Origin of the sequence: Leclercia sp. J807 (assembly GCF_009734465.1) — a bacterium.
In the GTDB taxonomy this organism is placed as follows: Bacteria; Pseudomonadota; Gammaproteobacteria; order Enterobacterales; family Enterobacteriaceae; genus Enterobacter.
Genome location: NZ_CP046446.1, coordinates 3,479,767 through 3,504,989 on the forward strand (window position 1 = coordinate 3,479,767; position 25,223 = coordinate 3,504,989).

General features: G+C 58.2%; 24 protein-coding genes. 5 read left to right on the forward strand and 19 right to left on the reverse strand.

What is annotated here, in order from left to right:
* Positions 1–5: 5 nt before the first annotated feature.
* From sseB to trmJ, 11 genes are all read right to left on the reverse strand, one after another.
* Positions 6–782 carry an enhanced serine sensitivity protein SseB gene (sseB, locus tag GNG26_RS16530; protein ID WP_156239571.1) on the reverse strand — a complete coding sequence of 259 codons (777 nt, stop codon included), beginning with the start codon at positions 780–782 and terminating at the stop codon, positions 6–8.
* Positions 783–878: 96 nt separating this feature from the next.
* A complete protein-coding gene (pepB, locus tag GNG26_RS16535; protein WP_156239573.1) occupies positions 879–2,165 on the reverse strand; it encodes an aminopeptidase PepB in 1,287 nt (428 codons plus the stop codon).
* A gap of 59 nt (positions 2,166–2,224) precedes the next feature.
* Complete coding sequence (iscX, locus tag GNG26_RS16540) at positions 2,225–2,425, reverse strand: Fe-S cluster assembly protein IscX (RefSeq protein ID WP_032613119.1); 201 nt, start codon at positions 2,423–2,425, stop codon at positions 2,225–2,227.
* Position 2,426: 1 nt separating this feature from the next.
* On the reverse strand, positions 2,427–2,762 hold the full coding sequence (gene fdx, locus GNG26_RS16545; protein ID WP_039029728.1) for an ISC system 2Fe-2S type ferredoxin: 336 nt from the start codon (positions 2,760–2,762) through the stop codon (positions 2,427–2,429).
* Between the two features lies 1 nt (position 2,763).
* Positions 2,764–4,614, reverse strand: coding sequence for a Fe-S protein assembly chaperone HscA (gene hscA / locus GNG26_RS16550; protein ID WP_156239575.1), 1,851 nt, complete (start codon positions 4,612–4,614; stop codon positions 2,764–2,766).
* A gap of 14 nt (positions 4,615–4,628) precedes the next feature.
* On the reverse strand, positions 4,629–5,144 hold the full coding sequence (gene hscB, locus GNG26_RS16555; RefSeq protein ID WP_156239576.1) for a co-chaperone HscB: 516 nt from the start codon (positions 5,142–5,144) through the stop codon (positions 4,629–4,631).
* Positions 5,145–5,221: 77 nt separating this feature from the next.
* Positions 5,222–5,545 (reverse strand): iron-sulfur cluster assembly protein IscA, encoded by a 324-nt coding sequence (gene iscA, locus GNG26_RS16560; RefSeq protein WP_103180721.1) that lies wholly within the window; start codon positions 5,543–5,545, stop codon positions 5,222–5,224.
* Between the two features lie 15 nt (positions 5,546–5,560).
* Complete coding sequence (iscU, locus tag GNG26_RS16565) at positions 5,561–5,947, reverse strand: Fe-S cluster assembly scaffold IscU (RefSeq protein WP_004866383.1); 387 nt, start codon at positions 5,945–5,947, stop codon at positions 5,561–5,563.
* Between the two features lie 23 nt (positions 5,948–5,970).
* The gene (iscS, locus tag GNG26_RS16570; RefSeq protein WP_103180722.1) at positions 5,971–7,185 is read right to left on the reverse strand and encodes a cysteine desulfurase; all 1,215 of its coding nucleotides are present in this window, start codon (positions 7,183–7,185) and stop codon (positions 5,971–5,973) included.
* Between the two features lie 116 nt (positions 7,186–7,301).
* A complete protein-coding gene (iscR, locus tag GNG26_RS16575) occupies positions 7,302–7,793 on the reverse strand; it encodes a Fe-S cluster assembly transcriptional regulator IscR (protein ID WP_103180723.1) in 492 nt (163 codons plus the stop codon).
* Positions 7,794–8,032: 239 nt separating this feature from the next.
* On the reverse strand, positions 8,033–8,761 hold the full coding sequence (trmJ, locus tag GNG26_RS16580; RefSeq protein WP_103824617.1) for a tRNA (cytosine(32)/uridine(32)-2'-O)-methyltransferase TrmJ: 729 nt from the start codon (positions 8,759–8,761) through the stop codon (positions 8,033–8,035).
* A gap of 124 nt (positions 8,762–8,885) precedes the next feature.
* On the opposite strand from trmJ, the gene suhB reads away from it, so the two are divergent.
* Positions 8,886–9,692, forward strand: a complete 807-nt coding sequence (suhB, locus tag GNG26_RS16585; RefSeq protein WP_103824616.1) for an inositol-1-monophosphatase — start codon at positions 8,886–8,888, stop codon at positions 9,690–9,692.
* 71 nt (positions 9,693–9,763) lie between these two features.
* Here the strand turns inward: suhB and GNG26_RS16590 are convergent, their stop codons facing one another.
* From GNG26_RS16590 to GNG26_RS16600, 3 genes are all read right to left on the reverse strand, one after another.
* Entirely contained in the window at positions 9,764–10,591 is an 828-nt protein-coding gene (locus GNG26_RS16590; protein WP_156239578.1) for a hypothetical protein, read from the reverse strand.
* Positions 10,592–10,696: 105 nt separating this feature from the next.
* Positions 10,697–11,662: a nickel/cobalt transporter gene (locus GNG26_RS16595; protein ID WP_156239580.1), complete on the reverse strand. Its 966-nt coding sequence runs from the start codon at positions 11,660–11,662 to the stop codon at positions 10,697–10,699.
* Entirely contained in the window at positions 11,653–12,291 is a 639-nt protein-coding gene (locus GNG26_RS16600) for a DUF1007 family protein (RefSeq protein ID WP_114314223.1), read from the reverse strand. The genes GNG26_RS16595 and GNG26_RS16600 overlap by 10 nt, the downstream gene beginning before the upstream one ends.
* 123 nt (positions 12,292–12,414) lie before the next feature.
* On the opposite strand from GNG26_RS16600, the gene csiE reads away from it, so the two are divergent.
* Positions 12,415–13,692: a stationary phase inducible protein CsiE gene (csiE, locus tag GNG26_RS16605; protein WP_156239582.1), complete on the forward strand. Its 1,278-nt coding sequence runs from the start codon at positions 12,415–12,417 to the stop codon at positions 13,690–13,692.
* On the opposite strand, the gene GNG26_RS16610 is transcribed toward csiE, so the two are convergent.
* From GNG26_RS16610 to GNG26_RS16625, 4 genes are all read right to left on the reverse strand, one after another.
* A complete protein-coding gene (locus GNG26_RS16610; protein WP_156239584.1) occupies positions 13,689–14,825 on the reverse strand; it encodes a 3-phenylpropionate MFS transporter in 1,137 nt (378 codons plus the stop codon). The genes csiE and GNG26_RS16610 overlap by 4 nt on opposite strands.
* Positions 14,826–14,906: 81 nt before the next feature.
* Positions 14,907–15,740: an aldose 1-epimerase gene (locus GNG26_RS16615; protein ID WP_156239586.1), complete on the reverse strand. Its 834-nt coding sequence runs from the start codon at positions 15,738–15,740 to the stop codon at positions 14,907–14,909.
* The gene (locus tag GNG26_RS16620; protein WP_156239588.1) at positions 15,740–17,182 is read right to left on the reverse strand and encodes a sugar porter family MFS transporter; all 1,443 of its coding nucleotides are present in this window, start codon (positions 17,180–17,182) and stop codon (positions 15,740–15,742) included. Before GNG26_RS16620 ends, GNG26_RS16615 begins: the two co-directional genes overlap by 1 nt.
* A 70-nt stretch (positions 17,183–17,252) precedes the next feature.
* Positions 17,253–20,528 carry a DUF5107 domain-containing protein gene (locus tag GNG26_RS16625; protein WP_156239590.1) on the reverse strand — a complete coding sequence of 1,092 codons (3,276 nt, stop codon included), beginning with the start codon at positions 20,526–20,528 and terminating at the stop codon, positions 17,253–17,255.
* Positions 20,529–20,642: 114 nt separating this feature from the next.
* On the opposite strand from GNG26_RS16625, the gene GNG26_RS16630 reads away from it, so the two are divergent.
* Both GNG26_RS16630 and GNG26_RS16635 read left to right on the forward strand, forming a co-directional pair.
* A complete protein-coding gene (locus GNG26_RS16630; protein ID WP_156239592.1) occupies positions 20,643–21,839 on the forward strand; it encodes an ROK family protein in 1,197 nt (398 codons plus the stop codon).
* Positions 21,840–21,966: 127 nt separating this feature from the next.
* Positions 21,967–22,389, forward strand: a complete 423-nt coding sequence (locus GNG26_RS16635; protein ID WP_103180736.1) for a DoxX family protein — start codon at positions 21,967–21,969, stop codon at positions 22,387–22,389.
* Positions 22,390–22,437: 48 nt separating this feature from the next.
* On the opposite strand, the gene glyA is transcribed toward GNG26_RS16635, so the two are convergent.
* A complete protein-coding gene (gene glyA, locus GNG26_RS16640; protein WP_103180737.1) occupies positions 22,438–23,691 on the reverse strand; it encodes a serine hydroxymethyltransferase in 1,254 nt (417 codons plus the stop codon).
* 304 nt (positions 23,692–23,995) lie between these two features.
* Between glyA and hmpA the strand changes: the two genes are divergently transcribed.
* A complete protein-coding gene (gene hmpA, locus GNG26_RS16645; RefSeq protein WP_156239594.1) occupies positions 23,996–25,186 on the forward strand; it encodes an NO-inducible flavohemoprotein in 1,191 nt (396 codons plus the stop codon).
* Positions 25,187–25,223: the final 37 nt, after the last annotated feature.

A 25,223-nucleotide genomic window follows, 5' to 3' on the forward strand; every position in this document is an offset into this window, starting at 1 on the left:
CGGGCTCAGATAATACGGTTGTTTTTGAAATCGCGCAGGAAGCCACCCCAGCGGCGCTCATAGAATGGCGTGATGTGCTCGGTGATAAAGTGGCTGATGCCCTTCTCCCCCGCCACTACCCGGCAAATATCGATCGGCTCGTCGCCCGGCAGGGTGTCGGTCGCCACGCTGCCCGCGGCCTGAATGATGTCGTCGATCTCACCATCCGCCTCGATACCAATCAGCAGTACCGGCTGTTCGTCAGCCTGCTCTTTGATGGAGCAGAGAAACGCGCGCTTGACCGGCTTGAGGGTCTGGAAAAGGGTGGTCAGGGAGTCGATCATCTGCGCCGGTGGCTCGGCCACTTCCGACAGCAGCAGCGACTCGCCGCCCTCCAGCACTTCCTGAGTGCTAAGCGGGTTGCCCTCTTCGCCGATCAGATGGCTGATCTCGCGCGGGGTGAACTCTTTTCCGGTCGGGAGTTTGGCATTCAGAAACAGGGTTTCGCCAAGCGTCATCTCAAACAGGGTGCGCACCGGCATCACCACGAACGCCTGCTCATCTTCAACGGCCTGCTGTAAGGCCTCAAGGGAGGAGAAGAACGGGATCACCGAGGTGCCGTCGTCTTTTTCCCAGTGCAGCAGATCCAGGGCGCTGTCCTCAACAACCTGCTCGCCTTCCGCCGCCGTACCGGGCACCCAGACGGTGGACTCCAGCAGCGTGCGGAAGAATGCCGGACGATGGGCAGGCTCAGTGGCCGCTTTCTCCAGCAGGGTTTCTAATTCGTTTTTGGTTTCTGACATAGTTTCACTACTTCAAAAAACGCCGGGTGGCGCTTTGCTTACCCGGCCTACAACACCCGTAGGCCCGTGCAAGCGCAGCGCCGCCGGGCAAGCTAATTACTCTGCCGTCAGCAGGTTCGCAATGGTACGCACGCCCAGACCGGTCGCGCCCGCGGACCACTGTTCAACCGCCGCTTTACGGTAGGTCGCGGAGCAGTCGATGTGCAGCCAGCCTTCGCGATAGTTCTCGACAAAGTGCGACAGGAAACCGGCGGCGGTGCTTGCCCCTGCCGGATAGGCCGCGCTGGCGGTGTTGTTCAGCTCGGCAAAGTTCGACGGCAGCTGGCTGCGGTGGAACTCGGCCAGCGGCAGACGCCAGAACGGCTCGTTCTCGGCGGCGGCGCTCGCCAGCAGGCGGTTTGCCAGCTTATCGTCGAAGCTGAACAGCGCGTGGTAGTCGTTGCCCAGCGCGGTTTTCGCCGCCCCGGTCAGGGTCGCCATGTCGATAATCAGCTCTGGTTTTTGCGCCGAGGCATCGATCAGCCCATCCGCCAGCACCAGACGGCCTTCGGCGTCGGTGTTCATCACTTCGACGTTTTTGCCGTTGCGGTAGCGAATGATATCGCCGAGCTTGAAGGCGTTACCGCTGACCATGTTGTCGGCGCAGCAAAGGTAGAGCTTCACGCGTTTGTTCAGGCCGCGGGTGATGGCGAACGCCAGCGCACCGGTGATGGTCGCCGCGCCGCCCATGTCCGACTTCATAGAGTCCATGAACGCGCTCTGCTTCAGGCTGTAGCCGCCGGTATCAAAGGTAATGCCCTTCCCGACCAGGCAGGCGAATACCGGGGCCGCTTTATCGCCGGTTGGGTTGTAGTCCAGCGCCAGCAGCACCGGCGGGCGCTCAGAGCCGCGACCCACGGTGTGGATGCCCATATAGTTCTGCTCGCGCAGATCTTCGCCTTTGGTGATGCGGTAAGAGACGTTGTCGCCCGCCACCTTGCTCAGCAGATCGACGGCGCGCTGCGCCAGCTGCTCCGGACCCAGCTCTTCCGCCGGGGCGTTGATGGTGTCGCGCACCCAGTCGATAATGGTCAGACGGCTTTCCAGCTCGCTCTTGCCAGCTTCGTCAAGGCTTGCCCACTCAATTTTACGGCTGCCTTTTGGCCCTTTATAACCGGCCCAGAAGGCCCAGCTACGATCGGTGTCCCAGCCTTCGCCGTCGAGTAACACATGTTTAATGCCCAGGCCGTCAATTTTACGCGCCGCGCGCTGGATCAGGCCTAAATCGTCGCTGCCGTTCAGGTGCAGGGTAATACCGTCGTTGTTGATGCTGTAAGTGGCTTTTTCACCCCAGCGCGCATCGGCAGGCTGAGTAGAGAGCGTAATCTTCATCGCTTCGGTCATTTTATTTTTCCTTATGAGCAACAAGCAAACGGGCCGCCTGAAGGCAGCCCGTTACGTTTTTATTCTGCTTCGTCCAGCCAGACTAACAGAATCGCCTCCAGAATTTTTTCATTGGATGCGTTGGGATCGTCGTCAAACTCTTCCAGATCGCAAATCCACTGATGCATATCGGTGAAGCGTACGGTCTTCGGATCAAGATCCGGGTTGGCGTCGTACAGCGCCTCGCCGATTTCACGGCTGTCTGTCCACTTCAGTCCCATATTAATGCTCGCGTGCGTGGTTAAGCGTATAACGCGGAAGTTCGACCACCAGATCTTCATCGGTGACGCGCGCCTGACAGCTCAGGCGGCTTTCCGGCTCCAGACCCCATGCTTTATCCAGCATGTCGTCTTCATCTTCTGTGCTCTCCGCCAGGGAGTCAAACCCCTCGCGGACGATGCAGTGGCAGGTTGTGCAGGCACAGGATTTTTCACAGGCGTGTTCCACTTCAATACCGTTACGCAGGGCAACGTTAAGGATGGTTTCGCCGGTCTCAGCTTCCAGAACTGCGCCATCCGGACAGAGGTCCGCATGTGGCAGAAAAACAATCTTTGGCATATTAAACCTCGTCCACGGAGTGGCCTTTCAGCGCGGTACGGACAGACTGGTCCATACGACGAGCGGCAAACTCCTGGGTTTGTTTATCAACGTTTTTAATCGCTTGTTCTATGGCGTCAGCGTCATTGCCTTCGGCCACCGCAATCAACTGTGCGACGGCATCGTCAATGGCCTGACGTTCAGCGGCGCTTAGCAGCGCGGCATCAGCAGTGAGTGCGCTGTTCAGGCTTTCCAGCACGCGTGCGGCTTCGACTTTCTGTTCGGCCAGCATACGCGCCTTCACATCCTGCTCAGCAAAACTCATTGAGTCCTGAATCATGGTGGCGATCTCATTATCGGTCAGACCGTAAGACGGTTTCACCTGAATGGAGGATTCGACACCGGTCGATTTTTCCATCGCCGTGACGCTCAGCAGGCCGTCCGCATCCACCTGGAAGGTGACGCGGATGTGCGCCCCGCCCGCTGGCAGCGCCGGAATGCCGCGCAAGGCGAAACGCGCCAGCGAACGGCAGTCCTGAACCAGCTCGCGCTCACCCTGCAGCACGTGGATGGACATTGCAGTCTGGCCATCTTTAAAGGTGGTGAACTCCTGCGCGCGGGCCACCGGAATGGTGGTGTTACGCGGGATCACTTTCTCCACCAGGCCGCCCATGGTTTCTAACCCGAGGGAGAGCGGGATGACGTCCAGCAGCAGCATTTCGCTGTCCGGCTTGTTGCCGACCAGAATATCGGCCTGGATAGCGGCACCGATGGCGACCACTTTATCCGGATCGATAGAGGTTAATGGCGTGCGGCCAAAGAACTCGCCCACGCGCTCACGCACCAGCGGCACACGGGTTGAACCGCCAACCATCACCACCTCCAGCACCTCTTCGGCTTCCACGCCCGCATCTTTCAGCGCGCGGCGACAGGCCAGCAGGGTGCGTTTCACCAGCGGGGCAATCAGTTCATTGAACTGCTCGCGGCTGATGTCGCCTTTCCAGCCCGCCACCTCAACGGTAACGGAGGAGGCATCGCTGAGGGCGATTTTAGCGGCAATGGCCGCATCCAGCAGCTCGCGCTGGACACGCAGGTCGCTGCGATCGGCAATCCCCGCCTGCTCGCGGATGTGATCCGCCAGCAGATGGTCGAAGTCGTCGCCGCCGAGGGCAGAGTCGCCGCCGGTCGCCAGCACTTCAAACACCCCGCGGCTCAGACGCAGGATGGAGATATCAAAAGTCCCGCCGCCGAGATCGAATACCGCGATCACCCCTTCCTGGCCGGAGTCCAGGCCATAGGCAATGGCGGCCGCGGTCGGCTCGTTGAGCAGGCGCAGCACATGCAGGCCCGCCAGACGCGCGGCATCTTTGGTGCCCTGACGCTGGGCGTCATCGAAATAGGCCGGAACGGTGATCACCACGCCATCCAGCTCGCCTGAAAGGGTCGCGGTCGCGCGGGCGGCCAGCGCCTTGAGGATATCGGCAGAGACGCGGATCGGGTTCAGTAACCCTGCGGCAGTGGCGATCATCGGCAGGCCATTTTCACTTGCCTGCAGCTGATACGGCAGATGGGGATAACGGTTCTGGATATCCGCCAGCGAGCGGCCCATCATGCGTTTTACCGAGCTAATGGTGTTGGCAGGATCCTGCGCGGCATTGGCGCGGGCATCGAAGCCCACGCTGTGACCCTGAGGCTGATAGTGGACCACAGAAGGCAACAGATGTTGACCCTGCGCATCCGCCAGCGTCTCAGCCTGGCCGCTGCGCACGGTCGCCACCAGCGAGTTTGTGGTGCCTAAGTCGATGCCCACCGCCAGACGACGCTGGTGCGGTGCGGCACTTAAACCTGGCTCACTAATTTGTAATAAGGCCATAATTGCTTCCGAAATTAAAAATCGAGCAGCTTTTCTTCGAGTTGTTCAGCACTGCTTCGCAGTTTATCGAGAAAACGCAGCTTGCGAACGCTGTCCGCCGCTACATCCCACGTCTCGTTATTCAATTGGTCAACCATCTGCTGATGGCGGGTATCGAACATCCCTTTTACGCGTTTGATTAAGCGCTCAAGACGAGCTTCGTCTTTGGCCTGTTCGATCTCATCCAGCTCTTCGCGCAGCTCCAGCTGTTCCATCAGGAAGGCGGTGTCGCGGACGGTGTGTTGCTCACTGGAGAGATCAAACCCGTGGCGCGAAAGCAGATATTCTGCCCGGCTCAGCGGATTGCGCAGGGTTTGCCACGCCTGATTGATGGTCGCAGAGTGCTGCACCGCCGCCAGCTGTTCCGCCTGCGTGCCGCTGGCGAATTTATCCGGATGATACTGACGTTGCAGATCCTGGAAACGGGCCGCCAGCGCCTGAGTATCAATTTCATACCCGGCTGGTAACCCAAAGAGGGTGAAGTAATCCATAACAATCTCAGGGTTAGCTGATTAAAGCAAACCCCACACACAGCCTGGCTGCGGTGGGGTTAACAGGTGATGCGCAATTATACGTGGAAGCTTTCGCCGCAGCCGCACTCGTCTTTCACGTTCGGGTTGGTGAATTTAAACCCTTCGTTAAGACCTTCTTTAACAAAGTCCAGCTGAGTGCCGTTCAGGAACTGCAGGCTTTTACCATCGACCACCACCTTCACGCCTTTGTCTTCGAACACGGTATCTTCCGCCGCAGGTTCGTCAACAAATTCCAGTACATACGCCATACCGGAACAACCGGAGGTGCGTACACCCAGTCGCAGGCCAAAGCCTTTGCCACGGTTTGCCAGGAAGGCGCTTACTCGCGCGGCAGCGCTGTCGCTAAGGGTAATCGACATAACAACCTCAACTAATTATTTTGCTTCACGTTTGCTTTTGTAATCCGCAATTGCGGCTTTGATCGCATCTTCCGCCAGGATAGAGCAGTGAATTTTCACCGGCGGCAGTTCGAGTTCATCAGCAATATCGGTATTTTTGATCGCCTGCGCTTCGTCCAGAGACTTGCCCTTCACCCACTCGGTGACCAGGGAGCTGGACGCGATTGCGGAACCGCAACCGTAGGTCTTGAAGCGCGCGTCTTCAATGATACCTTCATTGTTGACTTTAATCTGCAACTTCATCACGTCGCCACACGCTGGTGCACCCACCATGCCGCTGCCCACGCTATCGTCGCTGTTGTCGAAGGAGCCCACGTTACGTGGATTCTCGTAATGATCGATAACTTTTTCGCTGTATGCCATGCTGAATTCTCCTTACAAACCGATTAGTGATGTGACCATTCAATGCTGTTCAGATCCACGCCTTCTTTGTACATTTCCCACAGTGGAGAAAGGTCACGCAGACGGCCAATGGAGTTGCGAACCAGTTGGATGGTGTAGTCAATCTCTTCATCGGTAGTAAAACGACCTAAAGAGAAGCGGATAGAGCTGTGTGCCAGTTCGTCGGTCATGCCCAGCGCACGCAGTACGTAGGACGGCTCCAGGCTTGCGGAAGTACACGCAGAACCGGAAGAGACGGCCAGGTCTTTCAGGGCCATAATCAGCGACTCGCCTTCAACATAGTTGAAGCTGACGTTGAGGATGTTCGGTGCGCCCTGCTCGAGATCGCCATTCAGGTAGACCTCTTCCATATCCTTCACGCCTTCCCACAGACGGTTGCGCAGCGTACGCAGGCGCGCCATCTCGGTTTCCATCTCTTCTTTGGCGATACGGTAAGCTTCACCCATGCCCACGATCTGGTGAACAGGCAGCGTACCGGAACGCATGCCGCGCTCGTGACCACCGCCGTGCATCTGGGATTCGATGCGGATACGTGGCTTACGACGCACGTACAGCGCGCCGATACCTTTCGGGCCATAGATTTTGTGGCCGGAGAAGGACATCAGATCCACTTTCAGCTGGCTCAGATCGATAGGCAGTTTGCCCACGCTCTGGGTCGCATCCACGTGATAGATAATGCCGCGCGCACGGCACAGCTCGCCGATTGTCGCGATATCCTGCACCACGCCGATTTCGTTGTTAACGTGCATGATGGAGACCAGAATGGTGTCGTCACGCATTGCCGCTTCGAGCTCTTTCAGGTCGATGATACCGTTGCGCTGCGGGGCGAGGTAGGTTACTTCAAACCCTTCACGCTCCAGCTGACGGCAGGTATCCAGCACGGCTTTGTGTTCAGTTTTGCTGGTGATGATGTGCTTGCCTTTTTTCTGGTAGAAATTAGCCGCACCTTTAATCGCCAGGTTATCGGATTCGGTTGCGCCAGAGGTGAAAACAATTTCACGCGGGTCGGCACCAACCAGCTCGGCAATCTGATTACGGGCGATATCGACCGCCTCTTCAGCATGCCAGCCAAAACGGTGTGAACGGGAAGCTGGGTTACCAAAGTTTCCGTCCAGGGTCAGACACTGCATCATTTTCTCGGCAACACGCGGGTCCACCGGCGTGGTTGCGGAGTAGTCGAGATAAATCGGTAATTTCATTGCTCTATAAACTCCGTACATCGCTTCAATGCAAGGAATCAGGCAACCGGCTGGATGTACGACCGAGTACGCGGGGCGTTACGCCCCGGCCTGATTCTGAAATACTTATCTTTTTATTACGCGCGTAATTTGACGTCGATAGCGTCCTGCGCGCGGGTATTACGATGGGAATCGTGGCTGTGCTGACGGCCTGATACGTCCAGAACTTCCTGGTTATTTACCAGCTCACCGAGGGTGATATTGTTCAGGAAACCGGTCAGACGGTCGCTCAGATCGCGCCACAGCGCGTGCGTCAGGCATTTGTCGCCGCCCTGACAGCCGCCTTTACCCTGGCAACGGGTCGCGTCGACGGATTCGTCAACTGCGCTAATCACTTCACCAACCGCAATACTGCCCGCGTCTTTACCTAACAGATAACCACCGCCAGGACCGCGAACGCTGGAAACCAGGCCATTTTTACGCAGTCGGGAAAAAAGCTGTTCCAGATAAGAGAGGGAGATTCCCTGACGTTCAGAAATATCAGCCAATGGAACCGGGCCCGCTTCGGAGTTGAGCGCAACGTCCAGCATCGCGGTCACGGCATAACGCCCTTTAGATGTCAGTCTCATGTCTTACTTAACCTCAAACTCGCCCCTGCCCGGGGTTTTTTATTGTAAAGTGGGGGTATTGCATAGCAGGGCCAAGTCTGACATTCCTGACTAAAATGGTCAACTATTTACTTGACTGATTTAGTCAGGTATTTAACCTTCTGTGCGTTCATCTGTTTTTGCCGGGTGGCGCTTCGCTTGTATGGGCCTGCGGGTTTCGTAGGCCGGGTAAGCGCAGCGCCACCCGGCGCCACACCGCACTACTCTTTATTCTTCTGCTCAATCGACGCCAGGATACCGCGCAGGATGTTCAGCTCCTGGCTCTCCGGACGGGCGCGAGTAAAGAGGCGGCGCAGACGGTTCATCACCTGACCCGGATGACCGGCGCGGATAAAGCCGGTAGCGAGCAGGGTCTGCTCCAGATGGCCGTAGAACCGCTCCAGATCGTCCACCAGCGGATAAGGCGTCTCTTCCTGCGCGGCCGGAACACCTTTTTCTTGGGTCGCCAGCCAGGCCATACGCACCTCATAGGCGATAACCTGCACAGCCATCGCCAGGTTCAGCGAGCTGTACTCCGGGTTGGCGGCAATGGCAACGTGATAGTGGCACTTCTGCAGCTCATCGTTGGTCAGCCCCACGCGCTCGCGGCCAAACACCAGCGCCACCGGCGCATGCTGGCCTTCGCTGATGCTTTTCAGCCCGCATTCACGCGGGTCGAGCATCGGCCACGGCAGGGTGCGGGAACGCGCGCTGGTGCCCACCACAAGGCTACAACCCGCTAAGGCCTCATCCAGGGTGTCGACGATCTGGGCATTGCCAATCACGTCGCTGGCGCCTGCCGCGAGGGCAATGGCCTGGGAGTCGGGTTTGACCAGCGGGTTAACCAGCCAGAGATTGGTTAAGCCCATGGTTTTCATAGCGCGGGCCACGGAGCCCATGTTGCCGGTATGCGATGTTTCGACCAGCACGATTCGGATATTTTGCAGCATAATTTTTCTGAGTATGGAGAATATTCGATGATGTTATCATAAACGGAAGACATATGCCGATCCCGCTGCTATACTCTGCGCCGTTTTCGTTTCCCCGTTCTTTAACATCCAGTGAGAGTAACCGATGCAACATCCAATGTTGACCATCGCCGTGCGCGCAGCGCGCAAGGCGGGTAATGTAATTGCCAAACACTACGAAACACCTGATTCCGTAGAAACCAGCCAGAAAGGCAGCAATGACTTTGTGACCAACGTTGATAAAGCGGCAGAAGCTGTAATTATCGACACCATTCGCAAATCTTACCCGCAGCACACCATCATCACCGAAGAAAGCGGTGAGCATGCAGGCGAAGATCAGGATGTTCAATGGGTTATCGATCCACTGGATGGCACCACCAACTTCGTTAAACGTCTCCCACACTTCGCTGTTTCTATCGCCGTACGCATCAAAGGCCGTACCGAAGTGGCCGTGGTTTACGATCCAATGCGTAACGAACTCTTCACCGCCACCCGCGGTCAGGGCGCACAGCTGAACGGCTACCGTCTGCGCGGCACCAACGCTCGCGACCTCGACGGCACCATCCTGGCGACCGGCTTCCCGTTCAAAGCCAAACAGCACGCCCCTGCGTACATGAAAATTCTGGGCAAACTGTTCACCGAGTGCGCCGACTTCCGCCGCACCGGTTCCGCTGCGCTGGACCTGGCCTACGTTGCCGCTGGCCGCGTTGATGGTTACTTCGAGATTGGCCTCAAGCCGTGGGACTTCGCCGCTGGCGAACTGATCGCGCGTGAAGCGGGCGCGCTGGTGTGCGATTTCACCGGTGGGCACAACTACATGCTGTCCGGCAACATCGTTGCGGGTAACCCACGCGTTGTGAAAGCGATGCTGGCGAACATGCGTGACGAACTGAGCGAAGCGCTGAAGCGTTAATCTCAGCGGGCGGGTGAAGATCCTTCACCCGCCTCTTTTCCTGCCCCGCCCCGCCCTCAGGCCATTAACGATTAATTCAGCAGTGACAGCAGAATACGAATGAAGGTATTGGTGACCATCACCAGCACCACCATGCCGTTAAACAGCGCAAAATACCGCCACCCTTTTTGACACCGCGCCTCCCCCAGCCACTGATGCAGCAAACAGGCGATACCGCCCGTCGCCAGTCTGGCTAACAGCACGCCAATCATGACGGGCACAAACAATAGCCATCCTGTCAGGATCAAATCATACTCCCGCGCGCCCAGCAGTAGCCATACGATCTGTGACGGCATATAGAAGCTCAGCGCGAAAATAAGCGGCAGGCGAATATTGCTGCGCGGACTTTCAGCGCTTTTCCGCCAGCACAGGGCATCGCGCACCAGTAACACGCCCAGTACCAGCGTGGCGAAATAGCAGACGTAGTTGAACGCTGCGCCAAAGCGCAGCAATGCCTCGTGGGAGAGATTCTGCGTAAATCCGATGCGCCAGAAAACAATGACAAAAAACCCGCACTGCAGGACCCAACTGCGCACTATCCAGTCAAAAAATTGCCTGGCCGAAGGCTGGTTATGCAGCATCCAGGCGACGAGTGGTATTTTGCTGTAGCCGGGATGCAGAAACGCCAGCACAAAACCGGCCACCAGCAGCTTGCCGTACAGCGCGAGCGGAAGCGTGTCGATGCTGGTTTGCCCCATACCGATAAGAAAATAGAAAATGGAATAGATGCGGGGAAGATCTTCAGGCCACCAGCTTGCCAGTTCGGGCCAGAAGAAGACGATAACCAGGCCGAGCAGCAGGCCGGACCCGGCGGCGAACCAGAGATAGCGTGTTGAAAGAGAAGCATTATGATCGGTCATCGTGACTCCTTGTCATGACCCCAAAGCAAAGCTGCAAACTAAAACATCCCTGTCGAAGCGGCAATCATGTCCCGCCATTTTGGGATTTTTGCCCGGCAGGGACGATTAAAACGGCCTCAGCCCCCTGCCCACCGGCACCGCGCTCAGCCACATGATGACCGCCGCCACCAGCAACACCACACCGCCCGCTAATGCCAGCGTCGTCCATCCGACCTGTCGCCACAGCACCGGCGTTTTATTGCCGCTGAGCCTGACCGCCAGATGACGAAAGCCGTGCACCAGCAGTGCCAGCGAAGAGATGGTTAACCCCGTTCCTGCCGCCATCGCCAGCGCCGAGGCCACACCCCAGCTGAATACGCCGATCACCTTACTGAACAGCAGCACCATAATAGCCCCGGAACAGGGCCGCATCCCCATCGATAGAATAATCATCAGCCGCGCCCGCCAGTCATCCGCGCCCTGCATCTGTCCCGGCGTAGGCAGATGTTGATGGCCGCAGCCGCAGTTTGCGTCGTGGACGTGGTGTGGGGTAAAGGCTTTAAAGGTCGGTTTGCGCAGCAAGGCGCGCAGTTTTTTCAGCGCCCGCCAGCAGAGCATAATCCCCAGCACGCCCACCAGGGCGTAGCTGCCCTTCTCCAGCCAGAAGCTGCTCATGTGCAGATCCCGCGCCGGGAGCCGCAGCAGCATTAATACCCCCACCACCAGGGCGATCGCCACGCCCCCCTGTAATAAAGAGGAGGCCAGGGTTAAGCCGATGCTCGATTTCAGTTTTGAGGGGTGGGTGGCAAGCCAGGTGGTGATCACAATTTTGCCATGCCCCGGCCCCAGCGCGTGCAGCACGCCATAGAGGAAGCTGAAGATCAGCAGTGTTCCGCCTGCTGCCGTCGGGTTGTCGGCCACCGCTTTCAGCAAACCGCTCATCTGCTGGTTGACATCCCGCTGCCAGAGAATGCTCTGACGCATCACCTGCGGCCACGCCTGCCATAACCACACGGCCCCCGCCGCTGCCACAACGAGGAACAGCCCCAGCGGCCAGAGCTCCCACCCACGTCGCGCGCGCATTACTGACATTGTAAGGTCACCGTCTGGGCAAACTGTTTGCCGAGATTCATATCTTCCGGCGGGGCATCGTCTTTATCCAGCGAGCTGGCAAAGTTGAGCGTCTCGTCGCTGGGCTCCGGGGTATCGATAGTAAGGGCGCATTGACTTTTCAGGCCGTCAGGCAGCGTCACGTCATTATCCTCGGCATAGCTCATGTCGACATAATAAGAGGGATCGAAGGTCGAGAAGGTGTACTTTTGTCCGGCCAGCGGCTGGGGCTCCGCCAGCGGCAGAATAAAGGTCAGCACCGCCTGGTGATCCACGCGGCTCATACCGTACTGAGTGGGGCGATTAAGAAATTTCACCTTTTCCCCGTTATGCCAGAACTCGGTAAAGTAGTGCTGGCCGAGCACGTTAGCCATGACCTCCGCCGCCAGTTTTTTCCAGATTTCATCCCCGGGCTTTGCGTTCCCGGCATCATAAAGCAGATCGGCGGATGTTAGCTCGTCCATCACCCAGCGCATTTTCAGGCCGGTGACCTGCTCATCCTTCACCATGATTTGCGTTTTCAGGGTGATAAAGCTGTGAGGGTGCGCGACGGCGGAAAAAGACAAAACCGCCAAAAAAAGCGCAGTTGCGCTGCGTTTAACTATTTGCATCTCATCCTCACGTCAAAAATTCTGTGATGTTCACCCGCATTCCTGAAGGAAAGCCCGGCATCCCGTGCTATGGCGTACATCCTTTAGCTATTCTTATCAAACACCCTAACTGGAACCCGACAGATGATGACGACTCTCGAAATGCCATCTGCACTTTCCAGTTCGCAGCGCCGTTGCCAGGTTCTGTTGATGCTCTATGTGCCAGGCTTTCGCGCCACTCTGCAAAGCATCGGTGAAATCAATGGTGTCGATGATGCCCTCTGCCGGCAGGATATCGACGAGATGCGCATGGAGATCCAGCGCTATCACCAGCTCGACATTGCGACACAGCATGATGGCTGCTACCTGCTGGAAGGTAGCCACCTTAATCAACGCTTATGCCTGCTGCACTGGTTGCGCCGGGCGTTACGCCTCTGCCCCCACTTCATCGCGCAGCAGTTTACCCCATCTCTGAAGATCGCGCTAAAGCAGCTCGGCATCGCCCGCACGTTATATGACGACACTAACCTGCAGGCGCTGGTCAATTTCTGCTCCCGCCGCCTGCAACGGCAGTTTGAATTCCGTGACGCGCAGTTTTTACAGCTCTACCTGCAATACTGCCTGCTCCAGCACCATCTGGGCCAGACGCCGCAGTTTACTGTGGTTCAGCGTAACTGGACCCAGTCGCGTAACGAATATCTGATGGCGCAGGAGATTGTACGCCACTGGCAGCGCCGCGTGGTGCAGGTTCCCCACGCGGATGAACAGCTGTTTCTGGCTCTGCTGTTTATGATGTTGCGTACCCCCGATCCGCTGCGCGATGCGCACCAGGAAGATGAGCGCCTGCGCCGCGCCATTACCCGGATGATCGACCGCTTCCGCGGGCAAACGGGAATGCATTTCAGTGACGAGCAGGGACTGACCGCTCAGCTCTATATCCACCTTGCCCAGGCGCTGGACCGCTCACTGTTTGGCATTGGCATCGACAACAGCCTGCCGGAGGAGATCCACCGCCTCTATCCGCGCCTGATGCGTACCACCCGGGAGGTGCTGTTTGAGCTGGAGTCCGAATTCGGCCTGCGTTTCTCCGAGGAGGAGGCGAGCCTGGTGGCGGTGATCTTTGGCGCCTGGCTGATGCAGGAGACCGATCTGCATGAAAAGCAGGTGGTGTTACTGACCGGTGAGGATAAAGCGTGCGAGGAGCTGATTGAACAGCAGCTCCGGGAACTGACCCTGCTGCCACTGAACATTCGCTATGTGACGTTACAGTCTTTTCAAAAGGATGGTGCCCCGCGCGAAGCGGCCCTGGTGGTCACACCTTACACCACCGCCCTGCCGCTGTTCTCGCCGCCGCTCATCCATGCCGTCGAGGCGTTGAATGCGCAGCAGCAGGAACATATTCGCGCCATGCTGGAAACTTAGTGCGCTGCCACGCGCGGACGCAGGAGAACCGCGGGCAGCGCCACCAGCGCCATCACCCAGAAGACCCCGTGACCCAGATGCTGGTAAAGGAAACCGGCAAACACGGTCATGATGGCAATACTGCCCCCCATCGCCACGGCGGAGTAGACCGCCTGCAGGCGGATCACGTCGCTGCCTTCTCGCGCCGCGATATAGCGCATCGCCGCCAGGTGGCACACCGTAAAGGTGCCGCAGTGCAGGATCTGCGCCACAATCAGCCACGGCAGCGCCGTGGTCCAGCCCATCAGACCCCAGCGTACAATCCCGCAGACAGCCGATAACAGCAGCAGGTCCCGGGCGCTAAAGCGGCGAAACAGTTTGTTGCTGAGGGCGAAGATGATCACTTCCGCCACCACGCCCAGCGACCAGAGATAGCCGACAGCGGAGGCCGAATACCCAGCTCCCTGCCAGTAGATAGCGCTGAAGCCATAGTAGGCGGCGTGCGCCCCCTGCAGCAGACAGACGCAGGCCAGAAAACGCCAGCTCTGGGCGACAAGCGATCGCCAGGCGGGCCAGCCTGCGCTCTCCTGCTGACGGCTCTCCCCCTGCGGCATCACCGACGGGCGTAACAGCATGCCGAGCAGCATCGACAGGATCCCCACGCTCAGCAGCGCCAGAATCGCGCGATAGTCGTAAAGGCTCACCAGTTTGCCCACCAGCGCCGAGCCAATCACAAAGGCAATCGAGCCCCACAGCCGCACCCGGCCATAGTCCATAGTGATCTGCTTTTGCCAGGTATTGGCGAGAGCGTCGGTCAGCGGAACCAGCGGCGAGAAGAAGAGGTTAAAGCCCACCATCACCACCATCAGCCAGGCAAACTGCTGGCTGACCCAGAAGCCGGCCATAAACACCAGGGTGAGCAGCGCCAGCACGCGTACGGCTTTGATTAACAGGGAGGGATCGCTGACGCGCGGCGCAATAAGCAGGCTACCGAGAAAACGGGCCACCAGGCCCGAGCCCAGCAGAAGGCCAATCATCTCCGGCGTAAGGCCAATCCCCTTGAGCCAGACGCTCCAGAAAGGCAGAAAAATACCGTAGCTAAAAAAGTAGGTGAAGTAGCTGAGCGCCAGCCAGCGTGTGGAATGCAAAACCATGAATCCCTCCCGTTTTGGAGGCGATAGTCTGGCGGCAAAAACGGGCTGGCGCAAGGGAGTATTAACCGCGGTTTAACAGTTTCAGAGCGCCTTTTCGACGGCAATTTCCATCGCAAAATGGCTGCTTTCTCCCCGGCCTAACGCCACCAGGCCAGGCTGCCCGGCCATATGGTGGGCATTGACCGGATGGCTCTGGGGCTCAAGGCATAAGAACGATTGCCCCGACATTCTGAACAGCATCAGCCACGGAGTTTGCGCTGTAATTGTGATATTCATCACATCATGTTCCAGCGTCGCCACCCCGTTCCAGCCGGAATAGCCGACGTTCAGCCAGCGATCGCCGCCATGGCGCGGCGTGCAGAAATCGATATCCGCCGGGATATCGCTCTGCCAGGCTTGCGGTAAATGGTGTTCACCTTCTGGCCAGTAGCCGCTGGCGGAGAAGCGCAGGCGGCTTTGCGCATCAAAACAGAACCACGGGTGAAAGCCCAGGCCGTACAGCATTGGCGCCTGACCAAGATGGGTGAGCGTCAGCTCCGCCCGCAGAACGTTCCCGCGCAACTGGTAGCGCAACCCGGCCTGATAATCAAAACCGCACTGATGCTGGCTGCGCAAGGTGAGGACGCACGCCGTGTCGGAATGCGAAGCTATCTGCCAGCGCGACTGCCAGCCATCACCGTGCAGGAAGAAGCGCTCATCAACCGGACTTTGCGGCAGCACCACCTCCCGCCCCTGAAACCGGAAGCGATTCCCCGCCACCCGGTTTGCCAGCGGCACCATCGGAAACAGCGCGCTGTCGCCGCCGTCCCATAATACCGGCTGCCCGCAGGTCAGGGAAAAGAGTTCCTGTAACCCGCCGCCCTGCGGGTTGACGCGCATCCGTAGATGCGCATTTTCAATCAACAGCGTTTCCATTAGTGCACGCGCTCAGCATGATTTGCGGAGGCAACCTTGCCGTGCTGTTTTTCCAGCTGTGCCTCCAGCGCCTCCAGCGTCACGCCTTTGGTCTCCGGCACTTTACGCAGAATGTAGAGATAGCCCGCCGCGCAAATCACCCCGTAGAGCAGGAAGCTCCCCGCCGCACCCAGCCCGGCATTGAGCAGTGGGAAGGTGTAGGTTAACAGGAAGCAGGCGATCCACAGCGCCAGCGTGCCCACGGACATCGCCAGGCCGCGCACGCGGTTGGGGAAGATCTCCGACAGCAGCACCCAGGTGACCGGCGCCAGCGTCACGGCGTAGATGGCAATCGCCGCCAGCACCAGCAGCAGCACCGGCCAGCCCATGATGTTCATGGCGTAGGCGCTGGCAATCAGCACGTAGATAATGGTTAAGCCTGAGGCGCCGAGCAGCATCAGCTTGCGGCGGCCAATCTTATCCACCAGCGGCAGCGCGGCGAGGGTAAAGACCAGATTAATGATGCCGGTCGCCACGATCGATTTCAGGGTGTCGTTGATATCAAACCCGGCGGAGGCGAAGATCTCCTGGGCATAGTTGAAGATCACGTTGATCCCGCACCACTGCTGGAACATCGCCAGCACGATGCCGATGATAACAATCGGTTTGACCTGCGGTTGCAGAAGCGTGGAGAACGCTACCTTCTGGGTGTCTTTCTCCAGGGTGTGGGCGATCTCTTTTAAGGTCTGACTGGCGTACGCCGGGGTGCCAATACGCTCCAGCATGGCGCGGGCACGCTCTGGCTTGCCCGCCTTCATTAGCCAGCGCGGCGATTCCGGGACAAAGAACATCAGCACCAGAAATGCCAGGGCCGGCACCAGCTCAGCGCCAAACATCCAGCGCCAGCCGGTCTGCCCGTTCCAGGTCTGAACGATGGCCTCCTGGGTGGCGCCTGGCGCTACCGGCTCGGCAATCATCAGGTTGATCAGCTGCGCCGCCAGCACCCCCACCACAATGGTCAGCTGGTTAATGGCCACGAAGCGACCGCGCTTTTCCGCCGGGCTGACTTCAGCGATATAGAGCGGGCTAAGGGCGGAGGCCAGGCCAATCCCGACCCCGCCGACGATGCGATAGACTACGAACATGTCAAAGCTGCTCGCCACCGCCGTGCCCCACGCCGAGGCGCTGAACAGCACCGCCGAGAGGATAAGCGGACGCTTGCGGCCAAATTTATCGGCACACCAGCCGGAGATCAACGCCCCGAAGATACAGCCCACCAGGGCGGAACTCATCGCCCAGCCGGACTGCGCCGGGTCGGTAATCGAGAACCAGGCTTCATAGAAGGGCTTGGCCCCGCCAATCACCACCCAGTCGTAGCCAAACAGTAATCCACCGCAGGCGGCGACCAGACAGATTGTCCAGACGTAGCCCATTTTCAGTTGTGTCTGCGCACTGTTATTCATGTTGATTCCTCTTTAAGGGAAACGCAGGGTACAGAGGGTTAACAGGTGGGTTTCCCCACCTGCGGGTCAGTTAATGGAAAATACCCGTGGCCTGCGCATGCTGAATCAGATGCGCTTTGTCATGGGCTGGGTTCAGCGCCAGTAAGTTCCCCAACAGGCGTTTGCAGGCCGCGAGATCGCCCAGCCCTGCATAGCCCAGCGCCTCAATGAACAGGCAATGCTGCTGGTGCTGATGACCCGCTGGCGTATCCAGTACCACCAGATCCGGGAGCGAAACCGCAAAGAAATCCGCTTCGGGCAGGTCGTCGCGATGGGCCTGCACCCACGCCAGGAATCCCTGGAAGTGGCGCTCCGCCGCGGCGGGATCGCCCAACTGGCGTAGCGCTATCCCCTGCCAGAACAGATAGTCCGCCGGCTGATCGTTGTAGTAGCGTCCGGCATCGAGAGTGGAGCCGCCCTGTGCCGCCCGGGCAAAACAGCGTTGTGCGTCGGCATGTGCGCCGCTTTGCGCATGGCAGTACCCCAGCAGATACCAGATATCGTTATCGGTTTGCCCCGGCAGACGCCCCTCCCCCAGGTTGTGCGGATAGTGCAATGCCGCCTGCAGCAGAGCCATCGCCTCCTGGAATTCCCCGCGGCTTATGTGCTGCAGGGCACGATGCTGCTGGTTCAGCAGATACTGCCCGGTCACTTTGCCTTCACCCCCTTCCCACGGATGGAACTGCCGCTCCTGAAGTACCTGCGCCGCAGCATCGTAGCGCCCGGAACCGTTCCACAGACTCAGGAGCTCTGCGGTGAGGTCATCGCGCTTCAGCGCCACGCGCTCCCGCTCGGTGAGCATGGCGAGGCGTTTCGCCACCGGCTGCCCGGTGAGCTTATTGAGATAATCAAGCTCAAACAGGAAACGCGGATTTTCCGGCTCCAGGGCCACGGCGCGCTGCAGACACTGCTCCGCCAGCGCCAGGTTGTGCTGTTTATTCCAGGCGTAAATCCCAAGCAGGCGGTGGGCAGGGGCAAACTCCGGCTCTTGTGCCAGCGTGGTCTGCCAGCATTTCACCGCATCGTCATAGCGGCGTTTGCTGTACCAAAAGCACCCCAGCAGATAGCAGGCATACGGGTCGTCGTGCAGGGTTTGCAGCATCTGCACTTCATCAAGAGCATTCGGGAAACGCACCCGGTTGGCCTCGCAGCGCCGCGCCGCGGCAATATAGCGGGCACGGGTAGCAGGATCGTCGCTTAAGGCGGCCCGCCACAGCTGAGGCAACGTCTCCTGGCTATCGAGCAGATCCAGCATCTCCCGGGCGGCGTCGTGCATGCCCATCGAGATCAACCAGCCCGCCAGCAGGCAGGCATTGGCCCCGCGACGACCGGTTACCTGCAGCAGCTGGTCACGGGCAGCATCGTCCCGGCTGATTGCCCAGCGGGCATAGTGCAGGGCATAGCTCAGAGGATGGGTTTGCAGACAGCGCTGAATGTAGTCCAGCGCTGCGCCTTCGCCCTGAACCTCTGCCAGCGCGAGGGCTTTCAGCCCCATCGCCAGGTTGTTGCTGGCGTTGACGCTAAGGCTGATATCAACTTTTTCCAGCGCGTCGGCACAGTTGCCGCGTTTCATCGCCAGCCGCGCCAGGGATAAGAAAGCCGCATCACGGCAGTTTCCGCTCCACGAGGCTTTGTAGTAGTGATCCCATGCGGCGTCGTCCTGCCCCTGCCGCTCCAGCGCCGTCGCCAGCAGCTGGCTGGCTTCGCCGTCGCGGGGGTTTTTATTCAGACGATGGGCGCGAACCAGCGCGGCTTCGGCGCAGCGTTGCGCCAGCGTCCAGTCGGCACGGTTGAGCGCCAGCGTGCCCAGCGCCACGTTATTACGATAGTCGTTAGCATCCAGCGTCAGCGCCCGGCGATAGTAATCTTCCGCATAGCGGCTGGCATGGTTGTACTGCTCCAGATGCTGCCCGATAAAATAGAGCTCGTCGCTGTTGCTGATCTCTTCCGGCATGGCGGGCGCGGTGGCCGGATCCGGCAGCGGCGTCTCTTGCGGGATATGCTCCAGATAGTGGAGCAGCGTGCGGCCCGAGGCCTCTTTCACCCTCAGCGTTAAGCGCTGCGGCCAGGTATCCGGCAGCGCCTGCTGCCAGCTTTCGCCCGGCATCAGGGTCAGCTGCGTCTCCCAGACCGGTTTTTCGTCGGCGGTCAGCTCGAGCCGCACATCATGCAGCGGTGCGATGGCGTAGAGGCCGAGGTGAAGCTGCTGCTCACACCGTTCCAGCTTAAGCGCCAGCTGCGTGTTGGCGTTCTGCACCTGTCCCAGTTCGCTATAGGGCAGGAAGTTCTGCACGAAGATTTTCTCTTCATAGGGTGCAAGCCAGGTGAAATCGGGCTGGTTATCGGTAAACACCCCGGTCATCAGCTCGATATAGGGGCCGTTTTCATCGGTCAGATTGCGATCCCAGGCACGGCCAAAATCGTCATGACCCCAGGTCCACTGCTTTTTCCCCGGCGACACATGGTGGTCGGCCACGTGCAGCAAGCCGCCGCGCTCGCCGTGATGGTATGCCCCGACGAAATCGTAGTCCGATTTTTCCGCCATGTAGGAGGTTGGCACCGGCACGTTTTTGTAGCGGGAGATATCCACGCCCGCCGAGTAATCGACTTTATAGTAGGTGCCGGTGGCAATCGGGAAGGCAGAGACGGCGCGCTTGCCATGGTCAAATACCGCCGTGACGTCCGGCGGGAAGACGCTCTGGTGATCGTCCCCGCCCTTCACCGCCGGATTTGCCCACCACAGGAAGTGGCGCGGCGTGGCGTTGCCGTTGAAGACTTTACCGGTGATCTCAATCAATGCCCGGTGAGGGTAAAGGGTAAACCCGGTCATCACCTGCAGGCCGCGCATCGGCTCGGCCTCGCCCAGCCAGACGGTTTGCGCCCCGTTATCCTGCTCCTGAATGGTGACGTCGACAGGCATAAAGGTGGTTGGGCGATGGTGCTGCGGCCAGTTAAATTCGATGCCACCAGAGATCCACGGCCCCAGCAGCCCCACCAGCGCCGGTTTCACCACTTCGTTGTAGTAGACGAAATCACGCTGCTGGACTTTGTCATACGCGCGATGAATACGTCCCCCCAGCTCCGGCAGCAGCATAATGCGGATGAAGTCGTTTTCCATCCAGACGGCCTGGTAATCGCGGTTTTCGCGAACGCCGGTCAGGGTGTCGGTCACGCCGTAGGGATAGACCGCGCCAGAGGAGCCCTGATAGACGCGCTTTTCCAGGAACATCGGGTTGGTATCTTCTGCGCCGGTGGTCCACGTCGGTAATGCTACGGTCTCCCGCCAGACCTTCACTGCTCCAGACATATTCACTCTCCAGTAAACAAATAACAGTAAAAAGCGATAAGATGGCAGTGTAGAGAGGAATTCAGCGCGCTGATTGCGTAATGCTCACGCAATATAATTAACGGAGTTTAGTGAATGCAGCTATCCGGTCTGAACAATCACAGGGTAAGACAGCATAACCGTCGCACGATCATGTCCCTGGTCTGGCGCTACAAGCGCCTGAGCAAATCCCAACTGGCCCAACACACCGGGCTCTCTATTCCGGCAGTAAGCAAGATCCTGGATGAGCTGGTGGCGGACAAAAAGCTGGGGCATTCCAGTGAAAACCTCAGCACCCGGGGAATGAACAGCGGCCATTATCAGATCCCCGATGAGGGGCCATTAATACTCTGCATGAATGTCAGCCCCACCAGCATTGAGAGCCAGCTGATCGACGCCCGCATGTCGCCGTTAGGCGAGTTTCGCTGGACTGACGTGAACGCACAGACGCCCGAAGCGTTGTTACAGGCCATTGAGAACCTGTGGCAGCAGCAGCGCAAACAGTGGCCGGGGCAGCACATCAATCTGGCGCTGGGGATCCACGGCCAGGTCGATAGGGCCACTGGGGTGTCGCAGATGATGCCCCAGGCGCCGTGGAAAAAACCGGTTGAGATTAAGTATCTGCTGGAAGAAAAACTGGGCATTACGGTGAAGGTGGATAACGACTGCGTGATGCTGGCGCTGGCGGAGAAGTGGCAAAACCCGGCCAACCGCGACGATTTTTGCGTGATTAATGTCGATTACGGTATCGGCTCCTCGTTCGTGATTAACGGCCAGGTCTATCGCGGGACGCTTAACGGCAGCGGGCAGATCGGCCACACCATTTTCGATCGCGACGGCGTGGCCTGCGCCTGCGGACGTTACGGCTGCCTGGAGACGGTCGCCTCCCTGTCGGCCCTGAAAAAACAGGCGCGTTTATGGCTGAAATCCCAGCCCGGCACCCTCGGGCTTGATCCGGACAGCCTCACCAGCCTGCAACTGATTGAGGCCTGGCGTCAGGGGAACGCGCCAATTCAGCGCTGGGCTGACGAGGCCGCCAACGCCATCGGGCTGACGCTCTACAACCTGCTCAACATCCTCAACATCAACCAAATCTGGTTCTATGGCCGCAGCTGCGCCTTTGGCGAACGCTGGCTGCAGACCATCAATCGCCAGATTGGATACACCCCCTTCGATCACGGCGATGCGGTGCGTAACCGGCAAACGGAAATCGCCTTTGGCGGCTTAACCCGGCAGCAGCAGATTATCGGCATTGGCTTTCTGTTCGTTGAGGACGCGCTGGCGGAAGGCTAGTGGAGAACATGCTGAAATGGGGGGAATTTAAATCATCCTGATGGCTGATTTATGGCGAAAAGCGGAATGGCGGGGCGGCAATTTGTGTATTAGCTTTAAGATAAATCCCACCCCAAACGAGCCTGCCATGAACACACTACGGTATTTCGATTTTGGTCAGTCCCGGGCGCTGATCCTGTTGATTGCCCGTCTCGCCCTTATCCTTCTGTTCATTATTTTCGGCGTGCCTAAAATGTTCGGTTTTGACGGCACGGTGCAGTATATGGTGAAGCTGGGCGCCCCGATGCCAATGCTGGCGGCCATTGTGGCGGTGATCATGGAAGTGCCCGCCGCCATTCTTATCGTGCTCGGCTTTTTTACCCGTCCACTGGCGGTGCTGTTTGTCTTTTATACGCTGGGAACGGCGTTGATTGGGCACCACTACTGGGATATGAGTGGCGATGCGGTGATGCCGAACATGATTAACTTCTTCAAGAACATCAGCATCGCTGGCGGATTCCTGCTGCTGGCGGTGGCAGGGCCGGGCGCTATCTCCATCGACCGGCGTTAGCCATAAAAAAAGGCCGCTTGCGCGGCCTTTTTGTTCTGCGAGGTAGACTTATGCGTAAACCGGGAAGCGAGCGCAGATTTCCAGCACTTTCGCTTTCACGCGTTCGATAACCGCTTCGTCGTTGATGTTGTCCAGCACGTCGCACATCCAGCCCGCCAGCTCTTTCACTTCCGCTTCTTTAAAGCCGCGGCGAGTGACAGCCGGAGAACCGATACGGATACCGGAGGTCACAAACGGGCTCTTCGGATCGTTTGGTACGCTGTTTTTGTTCACGGTGATGTTGGCGCGGCCCAGGGCAGCGTCAGCTTCTTTACCGGTCAGGTTTTTATCAACCAGATCCAGCAGGAACAGGTGGTTTTCAGTCCCGCCGGAAACCACTTTGTAACCGCGGTTCAGGAAGACTTCCACCATCGCTTTGGCGTTCTTAGCAACCTGCTGCTGGTAAACCTTGAACTCTGGCTCCATCGCCTCTTTCAGCGCCACGGCTTTTGCCGCGATAACGTGCATCAGCGGGCCGCCCTGCGCGCTTGGGAAGACGGCAGAGTTCAGTTTTTTATACAGCTCTTCGTCGCCACCTTTCGCCAGGATCAGGCCGCCACGTGGACCCGCCAGGGTTTTGTGGGTGGTGGTGGTGACAACGTGAGCGTGTGGAACCGGGTTCGGGTAGACGCCTGCGGCGATCAGACCGGCAACGTGTGCCATATCGACAAACAGGTATGCGCCGATGCTGTCTGCGATTTCACGCATTTTTGCCCAGTCAACGACACCGGAGTAGGCAGAGAAGCCACCGATGATCATCTTCGGTTTGTGCTCTTTGGCCTGCTTCTCCATGTCGGCGTAGTCAATTTTACCGGACTCATCGATACCGTAAGGGATGATGTTGTACAGTTTGCCGGAGAAGTTAACCGGGGAGCCGTGAGTCAGGTGGCCGCCCTGCGCCAGGTTCATACCCAGAACGGTATCGCCCGGCTGCAGCAGTGCGGTATAGACCGCGAAGTTAGCCTGAGAGCCAGAGTGCGGCTGCACGTTAGCGTAATCAGCGCCAAACAGCTCTTTTGCGCGATCGATTGCCAGCTGTTCAACCACATCGACATATTCGCAACCGCCGTAGTAGCGCTTGCCCGGGTAACCTTCAGCGTATTTGTTGGTCAGCTGAGAGCCCTGCGCCTGCATCACGCGCGGGCTGGTGTAGTTTTCGGAGGCGATCAGTTCGATGTGCTCTTCCTGACGTACTTTTTCCTGCTCCATAGCCTGCCACAGTTCGGCATCATAATCGGCAATGTTCATTTCACGCTTTAACATCCGCATCTCCTGACTCAGCTAACAAGTAAATTTTGGCCTGAAAAGGCAGTCCTGATGGACGACGGGCAACAGTATAACTGATTAGCAGAGTGATAACAGGTCTTGACAAAGGATTTTACGCAAACGTTTACCTACCCGCCACGCAAGGGTTTGAGGAATAGCGTCCTCGCCCTGCAAAAGGGAATTCTTTTCAGGTTTGTGATGCAGTTAATTCATGTTGCAAAGAACCATTTACAAAGCAGGGTTATTTTTTATAAGATGCATTCAAAATACACCATTAAAGTAACATTTGAAGGAAGCTGCTATGTTAGATGCCCAAACCATCGCTACCGTAAAAGCCACGATTCCCCTGCTGGTCGAAACGGGTCCTAAACTTACCGCCCATTTTTACGATCGTATGTTCGCGCACAACCCGGAGCTCAAAGAGATTTTTAACATGAGCAACCAGCGTAACGGCGATCAGCGCGAAGCGTTATTCAACGCCATTGCCGCCTACGCCAGCAACATCGAGAACCTGCCGGCCCTGCTGCCAGCAGTGGAAAAAATCGCTCAGAAACATACCAGCTTCCAGATCAAACCTGAGCAGTACAATATTGTTGGCACCCACCTGCTGGCGACCCTGGACGAAATGTTCAGCCCGGGCCAGGAAGTGCTGGACGCCTGGGGCAAAGCCTACGGCGTGCTGGCGAATGTGTTCATCAACCGTGAAGCGCAGATCTACAGCGAAAACGCCAGTAAGACCGGCGGCTGGGAAGGTACCCGCGCCTTCCGTATCGTGGAAAAAACCCCGCGCAGCCAGCTTATCACCAGCTTTGAATTTGAACCCGTCGACGGCCAGCCGGTTGCCGATTACCAGCCGGGCCAGTACCTGGGCGTGTGGCTGAAGCCTGAAGGCTTCCCGCATCAGGAGATCCGCCAGTACTCCCTGACCCGCAAGCCAAACGGCAAAAGCTATCGCATTGCGGTGAAACGCGAGGAAGGCGGTCAGGTTTCGACATGGCTGCATAACGAAGCCCGTGTGGGTGATGTGGTGCATCTGGCCGCGCCTGCGGGCGATTTCTTTATGGCTGTTGAGAGCAATACCCCGGTGACGCTGATCTCCGCCGGTGTCGGCCAGACCCCGATGCTGGCTATGCTGGACACCCTGGCGAAATCGCAGCATCAGGCGCAGGTAAACTGGTTCCACGCCGCAGAGAATGGCGAAGTACATGCGTTTTCTGATGAAGTGAAAAGCCTGGCTGCCGGCCTGCCTCACTTTACTGCCCATACCTGGTATCGCCTGCCGTCGGATGACGACCGTGCCGCTGCCCGCTTCGACAGCGAAGGCCTGATGGCGTTAAGCGAGCATAAAGAGCAGTTCCACGCCCCGGAGATGCAGTTCTACGTCTGTGGCCCGGTCGCCTTTATGCAGTATGCCGCCGCGCAACTCCTGGAGCTGGGGGTGAATAAAGAGAACATTCACTACGAATGCTTCGGCCCGCATAAGGTGCTGTAATGCAAAAAGCCCCTCAGTAGAGGGGCTTTTTTTGCCC